Origin of the sequence: Achromobacter sp. RW408, from assembly GCF_003184165.1 — a bacterium.
Classification (GTDB): domain Bacteria; phylum Pseudomonadota; class Gammaproteobacteria; order Burkholderiales; family Burkholderiaceae_B; genus Achromobacter; species Achromobacter xylosoxidans.
The window spans coordinates 109,310-123,046 of sequence record NZ_QHHO01000049.1 but is presented as its reverse complement, the minus strand read 5'-3'; the positions used below and the strand labels follow the sequence as shown (position 1 = coordinate 123,046).

Sequence of the window (13,737 nt, the reverse complement as noted above, 5' to 3'; positions counted from 1 at the left end):
GGTTCAGCCTCCGGTCTGCGACATGAAACGCACGATGCGCTCGGGCCGGGTGGTGAATTCGTGGCGTTCCGGCTTGGCGGCGATGCCGGCGCGGATCGCTCGTTCCAGGTCGGCGTCGCTGGCGCCCTCGCGCAGCAGCCGCCCCAGCGGCACCTGGTCTTCCTGGCCCAGGCACAGGTAGAGGGTGCCGTCCACGCCCAGCCGCACGCGGTTGCAGGCGGCGCAGAAATGGCGCGACATGGGCGTGATGACGCCCAGCGCCGGCGCGCCGCCGCCGCTGCTCCAGTAGCGCGCCGGGCCCGCGCCCTGCCCCGCCAGCGCCGGCACCAGGCCGGCGTCGGCCGCCAGCCGCGCGCCCAGCTCGCCGAGGTCGGCATGGGCATAGCGGCGGCCGCAATCGCCCACCGGCATCGGCTCGATCAGGCGCAGGATGAAGCCTTGCGCCAGCGCGTAGTCCAGCAGCCGGCGCACGTCGGCCTCGGGCGTGGCGGCATGCACCACGCTGTTGAGCTTGATCGGCGCGAAACCGGCCTCGCGCGCGGCCCGCAGCCCGGCCAGCACGGCATCCAGGCAATCGCGGCCGGTGATGCGGCCGAACTCGGCCGCGTCCAGCGTGTCCAGGCTGATGTTCAGGCGGTGCACGCCCGCCGCCCGCAAGGCGGCGGCATGGCGCGCCAGCTGGGTGCCGTTGGTCGACAGCGACAGGTCGTCCACCCCCGGCAGCGCCGCGATGGCGGCGGCCAGGTCGGCCACGCCACGGCGCAGCAGCGGCTCGCCGCCGGTCAGCCGCAAGCGGCGCACGCCCAGGCCGGCGAACAGGCCCGCCAGGCGCGCCATTTCGTCATGGCGCAACCAGTTGGACGGCTCCTCGAAGCCCTTGAAGCCCTTGGGCATGCAATAGCCGCAGCGCAGGTCGCAGCGGTCGGTGACCGACACCCGCAGATAGTCGATGCGGCGGCCGAAGCCGTCGATCAGCCCCCGCGCCGCGGCCGGCGCCAGGGTGGCGACCGGGGCCGCCGGGACCGCCGCCAGGGCCGGCGCGGGGTTCATGACGGGCTCCCGAACACCCGGTCGTCCTCGGCCGCGCCCAGGTCGATGCCGCGCACGTCGGCGCGATCCACCAGCAGCCTGGCGTACTGGCGCCAGGCGGTGTCGCGGCTGGCGGCGGCCAGGGCCGAGGCGATCGATTCGCGCACCTGCTCGAACGGCAGCAGGCGTCCTTCGATGCGCCGCGTCACCCGCACGATGTGCAGCCCGTGACGGGTTTCCAGCACCTGCGGCAGCAGGCCGCCGGCCGGCAGGGCGAACACGGCCTTCTCGAATTCCGGCACGGTGTCGCCGCGCCCCAGCTGCCCCAGGTTGCCGCCCACCGCCGCCGACGGGCAGTTGGACTGCCGCCGCGCCACCTCGGCAAAGCCGGAGGGGTCGGCCAGCAGGTCCGCCAGCACCGCGCTGGCGTGGGCCCGCAGCATGTCCAGGTTCACCCCGGGGGTGACCTGGAACAGGATGTGGTCGGCCTCGATCAGCTCGCCCACGATGAAGCGCTGCGGATTGGCCTGGTAGTAGCGGCGGCAGGCCGCCTCGTCGGCCTCGGGCGCCGGCGCGTGGCGTTCCAGCAGGACGCCGATGGCGTCGTCTTCCGAAGCGAGATCCAACCCCTGCCGCGCGGCCTCGTCCCGCAGCACCCGCCGCAGCACCAGCGCCGTGGTGGCGGCGCGCATCGGGTTGGGCGCGTCCGCATGCAGCGGCAGTTCTTGTTCCATGTCGGCGTCGGTCAGTTCGACGCCATTGATGGTCACAGGCATGTCGGCCTCCTTGCCGCTCAGCGCGGGCGCACCAGTTGCCAGGCGCGGCCCAGGTAACCCAGCGACGCGAAGCCGCTCCACACGTGCACCAGGCGCGTGAACGGGAAAATCACGAACAGGGTCAGGCCCATGAACAGGTGCGCCTTGAACAGCGGCGGCACGTCGGCCACGAAGCTGGCGGCGCCACTGCGGAAGGTCACGATGTGCTGCGCCCAGTTCATCAGGCGCACCATCATCTCGCCATCCATGTGGCCGGCCGACAGCGCGATGGTCGACAGGCCCAGCAGCAGCGTCACCAGGATCCACAGCAGCAACAGCTTGTCGCCGGGCCGGGTGGTCTTGCGGATGCGCGGGTCGCTCAGGCGGCGGTGGATCAGGATCAGCAGGCCGATCAGGCACAGCCCGCCCATGACGCCGCCGGCCACCATGGCGACGGTCTGCTTGAGCGTGTGCGACACGCCGAGCGTGTCCCACACCACCACCGGGGTCAACAGGCCCGCCAGGTGGCCGAAGAACAGCCCCAGGATGCCGACGTGGAACAGGATGTTGCCCAGCCGCAGCTGGCCGCGATGCAGCAGCTGCGAGCTGTCGGTCTTCCAGGTGTACTGCTCGCGCTCGAAGCGCGCCAGGCTGCCCAGCAGGAACACCGTCAGGGCAATGTAGGGGTAGATGCCGAAGAAGAACTGGTTCAGGGAATTCATGATGCGTGTCCTGGAAATTAGCGGGTCGCCGGCGCGCGGGGATAGAAGCGCACGGCCTGCGCGCCGTCGCCCGAGAACGGGCGCAGCAGCGGCTCGACGCCGTCGGCGCCGGCGCCGAAGGTCTCCATGGCTTCGTCCATGTCGCGCACCGGCGGCGCGGTCTGCTCGCGCGGCGTGACCCGCGACAGGCCGCGCAGCACGACGAAGACGCTGGCGTAGGGGCTCTCGTTGCGCGCCAGGCGCGAACCGATGGCGGCCAGCACGTGGATGGCGTCGTCCAGCAGGTCCCGCGCCACGGCCGGGTCGATCACGCCCAGGAACTCCAGGAACAACGGCACGTGGTCCGGCAGTTCCGACACCACCGGTTCGAAGCCGTGCTGGCGGTAGGTCTCGAGCAGGTCGACCATGGCCTGGCCACGGTCGCGGCTTTCGCCGTGCACGTGCTCGAACAGGTGCAGCGAATGGGCGCGGTTGCGGTCGAAGGTGGCGACGTAGGTCTCCTGCAGCGCGATCAGGTCCTGGCTGGCCAGGTGGCCGATCAGCGGTTGCAGGGTTTCCTCGGCCTCGGGATGGGCGGCCAGGGCGGCCTCGACCTCGGTCAGGGCGTCCAGCAGTTCCTGTTCGGGGTAGCAGAGCAGCGCGGAAAGCAGTCGATAAAGGCTCATGATGTTCTCCGGTCTCAGGCCGCGGCCTTCTTGCGCGACTTCGGCATGTCGATGAAGATCTCGCTGCCCTGCGGCTTGCGGCCGAACAGCGTGCCTTCCGAGACGCCGCCCGAGCAGCCGTTGCCGAAGGTGAAGCCGCAGCTGCCCTTCTCGTTGAAGCTGTCCTCGACGATTTCCTTGTGGCTGCTGGGCACCACGAAGCGGTCCTCGTAGTTGGCGATGGCCATGATGCGGTACATGTCCTGCACGGTTTCTTCTGACAGGCCGACCTGTTCCAGCAGGGCCGTGTCGTGTTCGCCGTGCACGGTCTCGGCGCGCTTGTAGGCGCGCATCGCCAGCATCCGCTCCAGCGCCTGCAGCACCGGGGCTTCCTTGCCCGCGGTCAGCAGGTTGGCCAGGTAGCGCACCGGGATGCGCAGGCTGGCCACGTCCGGGATCATGGCGCTGGTGCCGAGCGTGCGCTGCGGCATCTTGCCGGCCTCGGCCGCGGTCTGGATCGGCGACAGCGGCGGGATGTACCAGACCATCGGCAGCGTGCGGTATTCCGGATGCAGCGGGAAGGCGACGCGCCATTGCACCGCCATCTTGTAGACCGGCGACTGGCGCGCGGCTTCCAGCCAGGATTCCGGGATGCCCTGCTCGCGCGCCGCGGCGATCACCTCGGGCGAGTGCGGATCCAGGAACAGGTCCAGCTGCGATTCGTACAGGTCCTGCTCGTTGCCGACGGCGGCGGCGCGCTCGATCTGGTCGGCGTCGTACAGCATGACGCCCAGGTAGCGGATGCGGCCGACGCAAGTTTCCGAGCACACGGTCGGCTGGCCGGCCTCGATGCGCGGATAGCAGAAGGTGCACTTCTCGGCCTTGCCGCTGTGCCAGTTGTAGTAGATCTTCTTGTACGGGCAGCCCGAGATGCACATGCGCCAGCCGCGGCACTTGTCCTGGTCGACCAGCACGATGCCGTCGTCCTCGCGCTTGTAGATCGAGCCCGACGGGCAGCTGGCGACACAGGCCGGGTTCAGGCAGTGTTCGCACAGGCGCGGCAGGTACATCATGAAGGTGTTCTCGAAGGTCGAGTACATCTCCTTCTGCACGCCCTCGAACAGGGCGTCGCGGCTGCGCGCGGCGAATTCGCCGCCCAGGTCGTCTTCCCAGTTGGGGCCCCATTCGATCTTGTCCATCTTCTTGCCGGTCAGCACCGACACCGGGCGCGCGGTGGGCGGCGTCTGCGACAGCGGCGCGTTCTTCAGGTGCTCGTAGTCGAAGGTGAACGGCTCGTAGTAGTCGTCGATCTGCGGCAGGTTGGGGTTGGCGAACAGGTTGGCCAGGATGCGCAGCTTGCCGCCCTGGCGCGGTTCCAGCTTGCCGGCCGCCGTGCGGCGCCAGCCGCCCTTCCACTTCTCCTGGTTCTCCCATTCCTTGGGATAGCCGATGCCGGGCTTGGTCTCGACGTTGTTGAACCAGGCGTACTCGACGCCGTCGCGGCTGGTCCAGACGTTCTTGCAGGTGACCGAGCAAGTGTGGCAGCCGATGCACTTGTCCAGATTCAGCACCATGCCGATTTGGGCGCGTATCCTCATGATTGCTTCTCTTCCTGTTGCGTTTGGACGGCGGGATCTTCGACCAGCGGGCCTTCCGGCCAGTCCACTTTCTTCATCTTGCGCAGCACCACGAATTCGTCGCGGTTGGCGCCCACGGTGCCGTAGTAGTTGAAGCCGTAGGCCTGCTGGGCGTAGCCGCCGATCATGTGGGTCGGCTTGAGCACGGTGCGCGTCACCGAGTTGTGGATGCCGCCGCGCTTGCCGCTGGTCTCCGCGCCCGGCACGTTCACGATCTTTTCCTGCGCGTGGTACATCAGGCACATGCCGACCGGCACGCGCTGGCTCACCACGACGCGCGCGGTCAGCGTGCCGTTGACGTTGAACACCTCGACCCAGTCGTTGTCGACCAGCCCGGCCTGCCTGGCCTCGGCCTCGGAGATCCACACGTGGGGACCGCCGCGGCTCAGCGTCAGCATGCGCAGGTTGTCGGAATAGGTGCTGTGGATGCCCCACTTCTGGTGCGGCGTGATCCAGTTCAGCACCAATTCCTTTTCGCCGTTGGGATAGCGGCCCAGCATCGGCGCCACGGTCTTGGTGTCGATGGCCGGTTTGTAGACGCACGAACCCTCGCCGAAATCCAGCATCCAGCGGTGGTCCTGGTAGAACTGCTGGCGGCCGGTCAGGGTGCGCCATGGGATCAGCTCGTGCACGTTGGTGTAGCCGGCGTTGTAGCTGACCTCTTCGCTTTCCAGGCCCGACCAGGTCGGCGCCGAGATGATCTTGCGCGGCTGCGCCTGGATGTCGCGGAAGCGGATCTTGTCGTGCTCGCGGCCCACCGCCAGGTGGGTGTGGTCGCGGCCGGTGACCTTGCCCAGCGCTTCCCAGGCCTTGACCGACACGTGGCCGTTGGTCTCGGGCGCGAAGGTCAGGATCATTTCGGCGGCGTCGATGGCGGTGTCCAGCCGCGGCCGGCCCTGGCTCACGCCGGGTTCTTCGACGCGCTCGTTGATGCCGGCCAGTTCGCCCACTTCGTGCTCGGTGTTCCAGTTGATGCCCTTGCCGCCGTTGCCCAGCTTGTCCAGCAGCGGACCGACCGAGGTGAACTTGCGGTAGATGTCGTTGTAGTCGCGCTCGACCACGGTCATGTTGGGCGCGGTCTTGCCCGGCACCAGGTCGCATTCGCCCAGCTTCCAGTCCTTGGGCTCGAAGGCCTGCCCCAGTTCCCCCGGGGTGTCGTGCATCAGCGGCGTCAGCACCAGGTCGCGGCGCTTGCCCAGGTAGGGGCCGCCGATGTCGCTGAACTTCCTGGCCAGCAGCTTGTAGATCTCCCAGTCGGTCTTGCTTTCCCAGAGCGGCTGCACGGCTTCGCTCAAGGGATGGATGAAGGGGTGCATGTCGGACGTGTTGAGGTCGTCCTTCTCGTACCAGGTGGCCGTCGGCAGCACGATGTCACCGTACAGGCAGGTGGTGCTCATGCGGAAATCCAGCACCGTCAACAGGTCGAGCTTGCCCTCGGCCGCGTCTTCCTGGTAGTTGACTTCGACCGGCTTGATGGCGTCGGCCTCGTCGCCGAACACGGCGTTCTGCGTGCCCAGCAGGTACTTCAGGAAATACTCGTGGCCCTTGCCGCTGGAGCCCAGGATATTCGAGCGCCACACGAACATGTTGCGCGGGAAGTTGGCGGGATCGTCCGGGTCTTCGCAGGACATGCGCAATTCGCCGGACTTGAGCTGCTCGACGGCGTGGGCCACCGGGTCCTTGCCGGCGGCTTCGGCCTGCGCGGTCAGGTCCAGCGGATTGGTGCGCAGCTGCGGCGCCGACGGCAGCCAGCCCATGCGCTCGGCGCGGGCGTTCAGGTCGATCATGCTGAGGTCGCCATAGCGGCCGCGGTCGGCGGTCGGGCCCAGCACTTCCTGCACGTTCAGCTTTTCATGGCGCCACTGGCTGGTATGGGCGTAGAAGAACGAGGTGCCGTTCATCTGGCGCGGCGGACGCACCCAGTCGGAAGCGAACGCCAGCGGCGCCCAGCCGAACTGCGGACGCAGCTTTTCCTGGCCCACGTAATGGGCCCAGCCGCCGCCGCTCTTGCCGACGCAGCCGCACATCATCAGCATGTTGATGATGCCGCGGTAGATCATGTCCATGTGATACCAGTGGTTCAGGCCGGCGCCGACGATGACCATCGACTTGCCTTCGGTATCGTGGGCGTTCTGGGCGAACTCGCGCGCCACCTGGATCACCTGCGCGCGCGGCACGCCGGTGTGCTTTTCCTGCCAGGCCGGGGTATAGGGCACGTCGTCGTCATAGGACGTGGCCACGTTGCCGCCGCCCAGGCCGCGATCCAGGCCGTAGTTGGCCATCTGCAGGTCGTACACCGTGGCCGCCAGGGCCTCGCTGCCATCGGCCAGGCGGATGCGGCGCACCGGCACGTTGCGCACCAGCACCTCGTCGTGCTCGGCGCCGAAGTACGGGAAACCCACGCCGACCACGGCGTCGGCGCCATCGACCAGGCTCAGACGCGGCTCGATCGCGCGGCCGCTGCCGCCGTCGCGCGCTTCCAGGTTCCAGCGGCCGACCTTCTCGCCGCCGTTGACCGCACCCTCGCCCCAGCGAAAGCCGATGCTGCCGTTGGGGGCCACCAGGTCGCCGCTGGTTTCGTCGAACACCAGCGTCTTCCAGTCGGGGTTGTTCTGTTCGCCCAGCGCGCCGTCCAGCTGCGAGGCGCGCAGGAAGTGATCGGGCGCGTAAAAGCCGTCGCGCTCCTTGAGCAGCACCAGCATCGGCATGTCGGTGTAGCGCCGCACGTAGTCGCGGAAATAGGCCGAGGCGCCCGACAGGTGGAATTCCTTGAGGATGACGTGGCCCATGGCCATCGCCAGCGCGGCGTCGGTGCCCTGCTTGGGCGCCAGCCAGATGTCGCCGAACTTGACCATTTCGCCGAAGTCGCTGGACACGGCCACCGTCTTGGTGCCCTTGTAGCGGACCTCGGTGTAGAAGTGGGCGTCCGGGGTGCGGGTCTGGGGCACGTTCGAGCCCCACACCATCAGGTAGGTCGAGTTGTACCAGTCGGCCGATTCCGGCACGTCGGTCTGTTCGCCCCAGATCTGCGGGCTGGCCGGCGGCAGGTCGCAGTACCAGTCGTAGAAGCTCAGGCAGGCGCCGCCCAGCAGGCTCAGGTAGCGGGCGCCGGCGGCGTAGCTGACCATCGACATGGCGGGAATCGGCGAAAAGCCGATGAGGCGGTCGGGGCCGAACTTCTTGATGGTGTAGGCGTTGGCGGCGGCGATCATCTCGGTCGCCGTGTCCCAGTCCGTGCGCACGAAGCCGCCCAGGCCGCGCACCGACTTGTAGCGCCTGGCGCGCGCCGGATCCTGGCTGATCCATTCCCAGGCCGCGATCGGGTCCATGGTCTTGCGCGCCTCGCGCCACATTTCCATCAGGCGGCCGCGCATCATCGGGTACTTCACGCGCTGCGCCGAATAGACGTACCAGCTGTAGGACGCGCCACGCGGACAGCCGCGCGGCTCGTGGTTGGGCAGGTCCGGGCGGGTGCGCGGGTAGTCGGTCTGCTGGGTTTCCCAGGTGATCAGGCCGTTCTTGACGTACACCTTCCACGAGCAAGAGCCGGTGCAGTTGACCCCGTGGGTCGAGCGCACCACCTTGTCGTGCTGCCAGCGGGCGCGATAGGCGTTTTCCCACTTGCGGTCTTCGTTGACCACTTCGCCGTGACCGTCCGCGTAGGTGGATTTCACCCGCGACATGAACTTCAACCGGTCCAGAAAATGACTCATTGCGTTTCTCCAAGAGCGCCGGCCCGGCCGGCGCGTACTGCAATCTGTGCTGTCAAAATCACTTTAGTGGTCGCCCGCCCCGCCGACCATTCGCCGGTGGCACAGGGCGGGCGCGGCAGAGTGACTAGTCACCCCGGCCAACCCTGCCGTCAGCAGGGCACGGGCGCGTTGCGGCGCGCGTAGTACCACCAGGTGATCAGCACGCAGGTGGCGTAGAAGCCGATGAAGCAATACAGGGCCGCCTGGGCGCTGCCGGTCAGCTCCAGCGAGGTGCCGAAGCTGCGCGGGATGAAAAAGCCGCCATAGGCGCCGATCGCGCCGGAAAAGCCCAGCACCGCGGCCGATTCGCGCGCCGCGTCGGTCAGGGCCTGCTTCTGCGCGGCCTCGCCCTTGCCGTGCGCGGCCTGGGTGCGCTCGCGCAGGAAGATCACCGGAATCATGCGGAAGGTCGAGCCGTTGCCCACGCCGGTCAGCGCGAACAGCACGATGAACATGGCCAGGAAGCCGTTGAAGTCGCCGCCCTGCCCGTTCAGCGGCAGGAACATCACCACGCCCAGCACCGCGGCGATCATGCCGATGAAGGTGAACAGCGTGACGCGCGCCCCGCCCAGCTTGTCCGAGACCCAGCCGCCCACCGGCCGCGTCAGCGAGCCGACCAGCGGCCCCAGGAAGGCGTAGGTGGTCGGATCGACCTGCGGGAACAGCGTCTTGGTCAGCATGGCGAAGCCGGCCGAAAAGCCGATGAACGAGCCGAAGGTGCCGACATACAGCCAGCACATCAGCCAGTTGTGCTTGCGCTTGAAGATCACCGCCTGGTCGGCGAACGAGGCGCGCGCATCGGCGATGTCGTTCATGCCGAACCATGCCGCCAGCGAGGCCAGCGCGATGGGAATGACCCAGATGAAGCCGGCGTTCTGCAGCCACAGGCTGCGCTGTGCGTCGCCGGCGGTAATCGTCTGCGGCTCGCCGCCGAGGGCGCCGAACACGCCCATCGAGATCACCACCGGCACCACGAACTGCACCAGCGACACGCCGAGGTTGCCGATGCCGGCGTTAAGGCCCGTGGCCAGGCCTTTCTTGTCCTTGGGAAAGAAGAAGCTGATGTTGGCCATGCTGGAGCTGAAGTTGCCGCCGCCCAGGCCGCACAGCAGCGCCAGGATCAGCAGCGTCGGGAACGAGGTGGTCGGGTCGCGCAACGCAAAGCCCATGCCCAGCGCCGGGATCAGCAGCGAGGCGGTCGAGATCGCGGTCCACTTGCGGCCGCCGAACACCGGCACCAGGAACGAATAGAAGATGCGCAGCGTGGCGCCCGACAGGGCCGGCAGCGCGGTCAGCCAGAACATCTGGTTCTTGGACAGCATGAAGCCGGCGCGGTCGAGGTTGACCACCACCACGCTCCACAGCATCCAGATGCTGAACGCCAGCATCAGCGCGGGAATGGAAATCCACAGGTTGCGGTTGGCGATGCGGGCGCCGGTCTGTTTCCAGAAGCCGGGGTTTTCCGGCTCCCAGCGCGCCAGGACATGGGAAGTCATAGGTGTTCTCCGGTTGGGGTCAGGCGGCTTGGCGCCGCGCGGTGGCGGCGCTTTCGGGCCGGAAACTGAAATGCATGAAGATGAGCGAGACGCAGACCGTGCCGTACAGCAGCATGAAGGCGCTGGAACGCACGCCGGTCAGGTCCAGCAGCACGCCGAACAGGATCGGCAGGATGAAGCCGCCCAGGCCGCCGGCCAGGCCGACGATGCCCGAGACCGCGCCGATGTTCTGGCCGAATTCATCCGAGATGAACTTGAAGACCGAGGCCTTGCCGATGGCCATGGCGATGCCGACGATGAACAGCAGGATGGTGAAGCTGGTCGGCCCCAGGGCGATGTCGAACTGGCGCGGGCCGCCGGTGGTCATGACCGTGAAGTGGGTCTGCGGATAGCTGAGGATGAAGAACGCCACCCAGCACACCCACATCACCCACCAGGTGGTCTTGTAGGCGCCGTAGCGGTCCGAGATCCAGCCGCCCATGGCGCGCAGCACGCCGCCCGGCAGCGAGAAGCACGCGGCCAGCAGCGCCGCCAGCTTCATGTCGAAGCCATACTCGCCGATGTAGTACTTGGTCATCCAGAGCGCCAGCGCCACGTAGCCGCCGAACACCACCGAGTAGTACTGGCAGTAGCGCCACACGCGCGGATCCTTCAGCATCGCGAATTGCGCCTTCAGGCTGGCGCCGCCGGCCACCCGGTGCGACGGATCCGAGGCCGAGAACAGCCAGAACAGGATCGCCGTCACCAGGAGCGCCACCGCGTACACCTGCGGCACGATCACCCAGGCGCCGCCGGCGGCGGCGATCAGCGCCGGCGCCACGAACTTGGTGATGGCCGAACCCGAATTGCCGGCGCCGAACACGCCCATGGCCAGGCCCTGCTTGTTGCGCGGGAACCAGCGCGCCACGTAGGGCGTGCCGACCGAGAACGAGCCGCCGGTCAGGCCCACGAACAGCGCCAGCACCAGGAATTGCCAGTACTCGGTGGCGTAGGACAGCAGCCAGATCGGCACCACCGCCAGCAGCATCAGCACGAAGAACACCGGCCGGCCGCCGTAGCGGTCGGTCCAGATGCCCAGCGGCACGCGCACCAGGGAGCCGGTCAGCACCGGCATGGCGGCCAGCAGGCCGAATTCGGTCTCGGACAGGCCGAGCTGCGTCTTGATGGGAATGCCCAGCACCGCGAAGATCATCCATACCGCGAAGCAGATGGTGAAGGCGAAGGTGCTGGATACCAGGACCCGCATGGGCACGCTGGCCGAGGGGTGGGTTGATGCCATGGTGGTTCTCGCTTTTTTGCACACGGAATACGACAGCCCCAAGCCTAGGCATCCGCGCCCGCCGCCACCATTCGCCGGCCGACCATATCGGCGCCGCCGATGTGACTAGTCACCCCGGAAAAGCCGCCGCGTTTGCGCGGGATCAAATCCGCGCGATGGGCCGAAAGCGTCCGGCGGCGTTAATATGTATTTCAAATACACATTCAAGGCCGCTCCGCCGGCCATCCGCGCAAAGGCCAACATGTCCACCCTGCTCACCCTGGAAGAACCCGCCGCCGACGGCGCCGCGCGGCCGAACTGGCGCGCCTTCACCGAAATGGGCTTTCGCCCCCTCTACCTGGCCGGCTGTTTCTGGGCGCTGGCCTCGGTGCTGCTGTGGGTGTTCGCGCCAGCCCGGCTGACGGGCGTGCTGAGCGCCATGCCCTGGCACGCGCACGAGATGCTGTGGGGCTTCGTGGCCACCATCGCGGTCGGTTTCCTGATGACCGCCGGCGCCAACTGGACCGGCCGCAATCCGTTGCGCGGCGCTCCCCTGGCGGCGCTGTGTGTGGTCTGGCTGGTGGCGCGCGGCGCCTACCTGGCGCCCGGCATGACGGCGTTCACCGTCGCCGCCGTGGCCGACCTGCTGTTCTTCCTGTGCGCCGCCATTGCCCTGGCGCGCGCCGTCTGGATCACGCGCAATCGCCGCAACTACGGCGTGCCATTGCTGCTGCTGGCGCTGGCCGCGGCCCACGCGCTGTATCTGCGCGCCGCGCTGGCGGGCGATTACCTGGCGCTGATGCGCTACTTCAACACCGGCCTTTTGGTGATGGCGGTGCTGACGCTGCTGATCGCGCGCCGCGTGCTGCCGTTCTTCGCCAAGCGCGCCGTCGCCGGCCTGGAGATTCCGCCCCACACCCGCAGCGGCCATTGGCAGTTGGGCGCCGGCGTGCTGGCCATCGCCTGCCTGCTGGCCGGCGCGCCTCGCGCCGCGGCGCTGCTGCTCGCGGTGACCGGCGTCCTGGCGCTGGTGCAGTGGCTGGCCTGGAAGCCGTGGGCCGCGCGCCGCGTGCCTCTGCTGTGGATCCTGTATGCGGGTTATCTGGGCCTGGGCCTCGGCCTGCTGGTGGGCGCGGCGCAACTGACCGGCTACGTGGCGCGGCCCGCCTGGCCGGCGCACGTCATCGGCATAGCCGGGTTCTCGGTGCTGATCATCGGCATGGCCACGCGCACCGCCATGGGCCACCTGGGCCGGCCGCTGCGCGCCGACCGCAGCATGGTGTTGAGCTATGCGCTGGTGATCCTGGCGGCGCTGCTGCGGCTGGCTGCCCTGCTGCCCACCAGCGCCACGCTGGGCCTGCTGCATGCCTCGGCCGGCGCCTGGGCGCTGGGATTCGGCCTGTACCTGTGGCGCTTCTTCCCGTGGATGATCCGGCCGCGCGCGGACGCCGTGGCCAAGCCCGCCGCGCCGATGATGAAGATCGTGCCCGCCGGACCGCGCCGGGCGCCCTGAAATACGGGCGGCCCCGGCCTCAGCCGCGCGCCTCGCGCCGGCGGGTCGCTTCCAGCTGCTTCTTCATGGCCTTGAGCCAGGCCTTGAGCTGCTGCATGTCGACGAACTGCGACAGCTCGAACTCCAGTTCGCCGATGTAGTCCTGGACGTCGGCGATTTCGGCATCCAGGTCTTCCATCAGGTCGGCCGGGTCGATCGGCTGTTCCGGGTCGAAGCGGTATTCGGCCTTGAAATCGCGCTCGAACGCGGCCAGCTCGCGGTTCAAGGCGGCCAGTCGTTCCTGCAGCACCGGGATGGCCAGCGCCAGCTTGTCTTCGGCGACGCCGTCCAACCCGTCCGGCCCCAGGGCCAGCAAGGCCTCGGCCTGCGCCAGCGCGTCAGGCGCGAACGTCACGGCGGTGGCCGGTTCGTCTGCCGGCGCCTGCGCCGAGGCAGCCCTGTCGGCCGCCTCGGCCTCGCGTTCCTCGGCCACTTCGGCGTCGATGTCGGAATCGCTGTGCTTGCGGTAGACCGCCTTCAGGCGCTCCATGTCGCATTCGGCCGGCGTGCCGTCCAGCAGGATCGAGAACAGCGTCTCCTGCCCCAATTGCGCGGCAATCTCGGACACCAGCTGGCGTTCCGCCTTGGTCAGCTCCTTCTGCTTGGCGGCATGGTCGAAGCAGAACACCAACTTGGCCTTGAGCTCGATCTCGGTGACCTCCAGCGGCGCCAGCACCTCGGCATGCTTGTCCTGGTATTGGCGCGCCACGGTTTGCCACAACTGCAACGCGGCGCGGTCGGTGCGCAGCGCGTCGATCAGCGCGGCGCAGGTCTGGCTGGGCGACGATGAGCCCGGCGCCGGCGGTCGGGACGCGGCGGACGTGTTCTCTTGCATGGATGAAACCCTATCGAGCGGCCCGGCGCGAAGCGCGCCGGTACCTGGTCGGAAAAC

Annotated in this window: 10 protein-coding genes; 1 reads left to right on the top strand and 9 read right to left on the bottom strand. The window is 68.3% G+C overall.

Annotated elements, in window-relative coordinates:
* Positions 1–3: 3 nt before the first annotated feature.
* The 8 genes from moaA to DK459_RS19995 form a co-directional block, all read right to left on the bottom strand.
* The gene (moaA, locus tag DK459_RS20030; protein WP_233256838.1) at positions 4–1,050 is read right to left on the bottom strand and encodes a GTP 3',8-cyclase MoaA; all 1,047 of its coding nucleotides are present in this window, start codon (positions 1,048–1,050) and stop codon (positions 4–6) included.
* Positions 1,047–1,805, bottom strand: coding sequence for a peptidylprolyl isomerase (locus tag DK459_RS20025; RefSeq protein WP_054447511.1), 759 nt, complete (start codon positions 1,803–1,805; stop codon positions 1,047–1,049). The genes moaA and DK459_RS20025 overlap by 4 nt, the downstream gene beginning before the upstream one ends.
* Positions 1,806–1,822: 17 nt before the next feature.
* Positions 1,823–2,506 (bottom strand): respiratory nitrate reductase subunit gamma, encoded by a 684-nt coding sequence (gene narI, locus DK459_RS20020; RefSeq protein WP_054447510.1) that lies wholly within the window; start codon positions 2,504–2,506, stop codon positions 1,823–1,825.
* Positions 2,507–2,523: 17 nt separating this feature from the next.
* Positions 2,524–3,171: a nitrate reductase molybdenum cofactor assembly chaperone gene (narJ, locus tag DK459_RS20015; protein ID WP_020927844.1), complete on the bottom strand. Its 648-nt coding sequence runs from the start codon at positions 3,169–3,171 to the stop codon at positions 2,524–2,526.
* Positions 3,172–3,185: 14 nt separating this feature from the next.
* A complete protein-coding gene (gene narH / locus DK459_RS20010) occupies positions 3,186–4,748 on the bottom strand; it encodes a nitrate reductase subunit beta (RefSeq protein WP_020927845.1) in 1,563 nt (520 codons plus the stop codon).
* Positions 4,745–8,500 carry a nitrate reductase subunit alpha gene (locus tag DK459_RS20005; RefSeq protein WP_110135017.1) on the bottom strand — a complete coding sequence of 1,252 codons (3,756 nt, stop codon included), beginning with the start codon at positions 8,498–8,500 and terminating at the stop codon, positions 4,745–4,747. Before DK459_RS20005 ends, narH begins: the two co-directional genes overlap by 4 nt.
* Positions 8,501–8,649: 149 nt before the next feature.
* Positions 8,650–10,035, bottom strand: a complete 1,386-nt coding sequence (locus tag DK459_RS20000; RefSeq protein WP_024068977.1) for a NarK family nitrate/nitrite MFS transporter — start codon at positions 10,033–10,035, stop codon at positions 8,650–8,652.
* A gap of 19 nt (positions 10,036–10,054) precedes the next feature.
* Positions 10,055–11,314, bottom strand: coding sequence for a nitrate/nitrite transporter (locus DK459_RS19995; RefSeq protein ID WP_058207323.1), 1,260 nt, complete (start codon positions 11,312–11,314; stop codon positions 10,055–10,057).
* A gap of 241 nt (positions 11,315–11,555) precedes the next feature.
* Between DK459_RS19995 and DK459_RS19990 the strand changes: the two genes are divergently transcribed.
* Positions 11,556–12,806 (top strand): NnrS family protein, encoded by a 1,251-nt coding sequence (locus tag DK459_RS19990; protein WP_054447673.1) that lies wholly within the window; start codon positions 11,556–11,558, stop codon positions 12,804–12,806.
* Positions 12,807–12,825: 19 nt separating this feature from the next.
* Here DK459_RS19990 and DK459_RS19985 read toward each other — a convergent pair whose 3' ends face one another.
* Positions 12,826–13,680, bottom strand: a complete 855-nt coding sequence (locus DK459_RS19985) for a hypothetical protein (RefSeq protein WP_024068980.1) — start codon at positions 13,678–13,680, stop codon at positions 12,826–12,828.
* Between the last annotated feature and the right edge of the window lie 57 nt (positions 13,681–13,737).

Excerpts from the sequence above, each read along its gene's own strand:
- DK459_RS20025 (WP_054447511.1), bottom strand. The coding sequence starts at position 1,805 with ATGCCTGTGACCATCAATGGCGTCGAACTGACCGACGCCGACATGGAA.
- narH (WP_020927845.1), bottom strand. The coding sequence starts at position 4,748 with ATGAGGATACGCGCCCAAATCGGCATGGTGCTGAATCTGGACAAGTGC.
- DK459_RS19995 (WP_058207323.1), bottom strand. The coding sequence starts at position 11,314 with ATGGCATCAACCCACCCCTCGGCCAGCGTGCCCATGCGGGTCCTGGTA.
- narJ (WP_020927844.1), bottom strand. The coding sequence starts at position 3,171 with ATGAGCCTTTATCGACTGCTTTCCGCGCTGCTCTGCTACCCCGAACAG.
- DK459_RS19985 (WP_024068980.1), bottom strand. The coding sequence starts at position 13,680 with ATGCAAGAGAACACGTCCGCCGCGTCCCGACCGCCGGCGCCGGGCTCA.
- moaA (WP_233256838.1), bottom strand. The coding sequence starts at position 1,050 with ATGAACCCCGCGCCGGCCCTGGCGGCGGTCCCGGCGGCCCCGGTCGCC.
- narI (WP_054447510.1), bottom strand. The coding sequence starts at position 2,506 with ATGAATTCCCTGAACCAGTTCTTCTTCGGCATCTACCCCTACATTGCC.
- DK459_RS20005 (WP_110135017.1), bottom strand. The coding sequence starts at position 8,500 with ATGAGTCATTTTCTGGACCGGTTGAAGTTCATGTCGCGGGTGAAATCC.
- DK459_RS20000 (WP_024068977.1), bottom strand. The coding sequence starts at position 10,035 with ATGACTTCCCATGTCCTGGCGCGCTGGGAGCCGGAAAACCCCGGCTTC.
- DK459_RS19990 (WP_054447673.1), top strand. The coding sequence starts at position 11,556 with ATGTCCACCCTGCTCACCCTGGAAGAACCCGCCGCCGACGGCGCCGCG.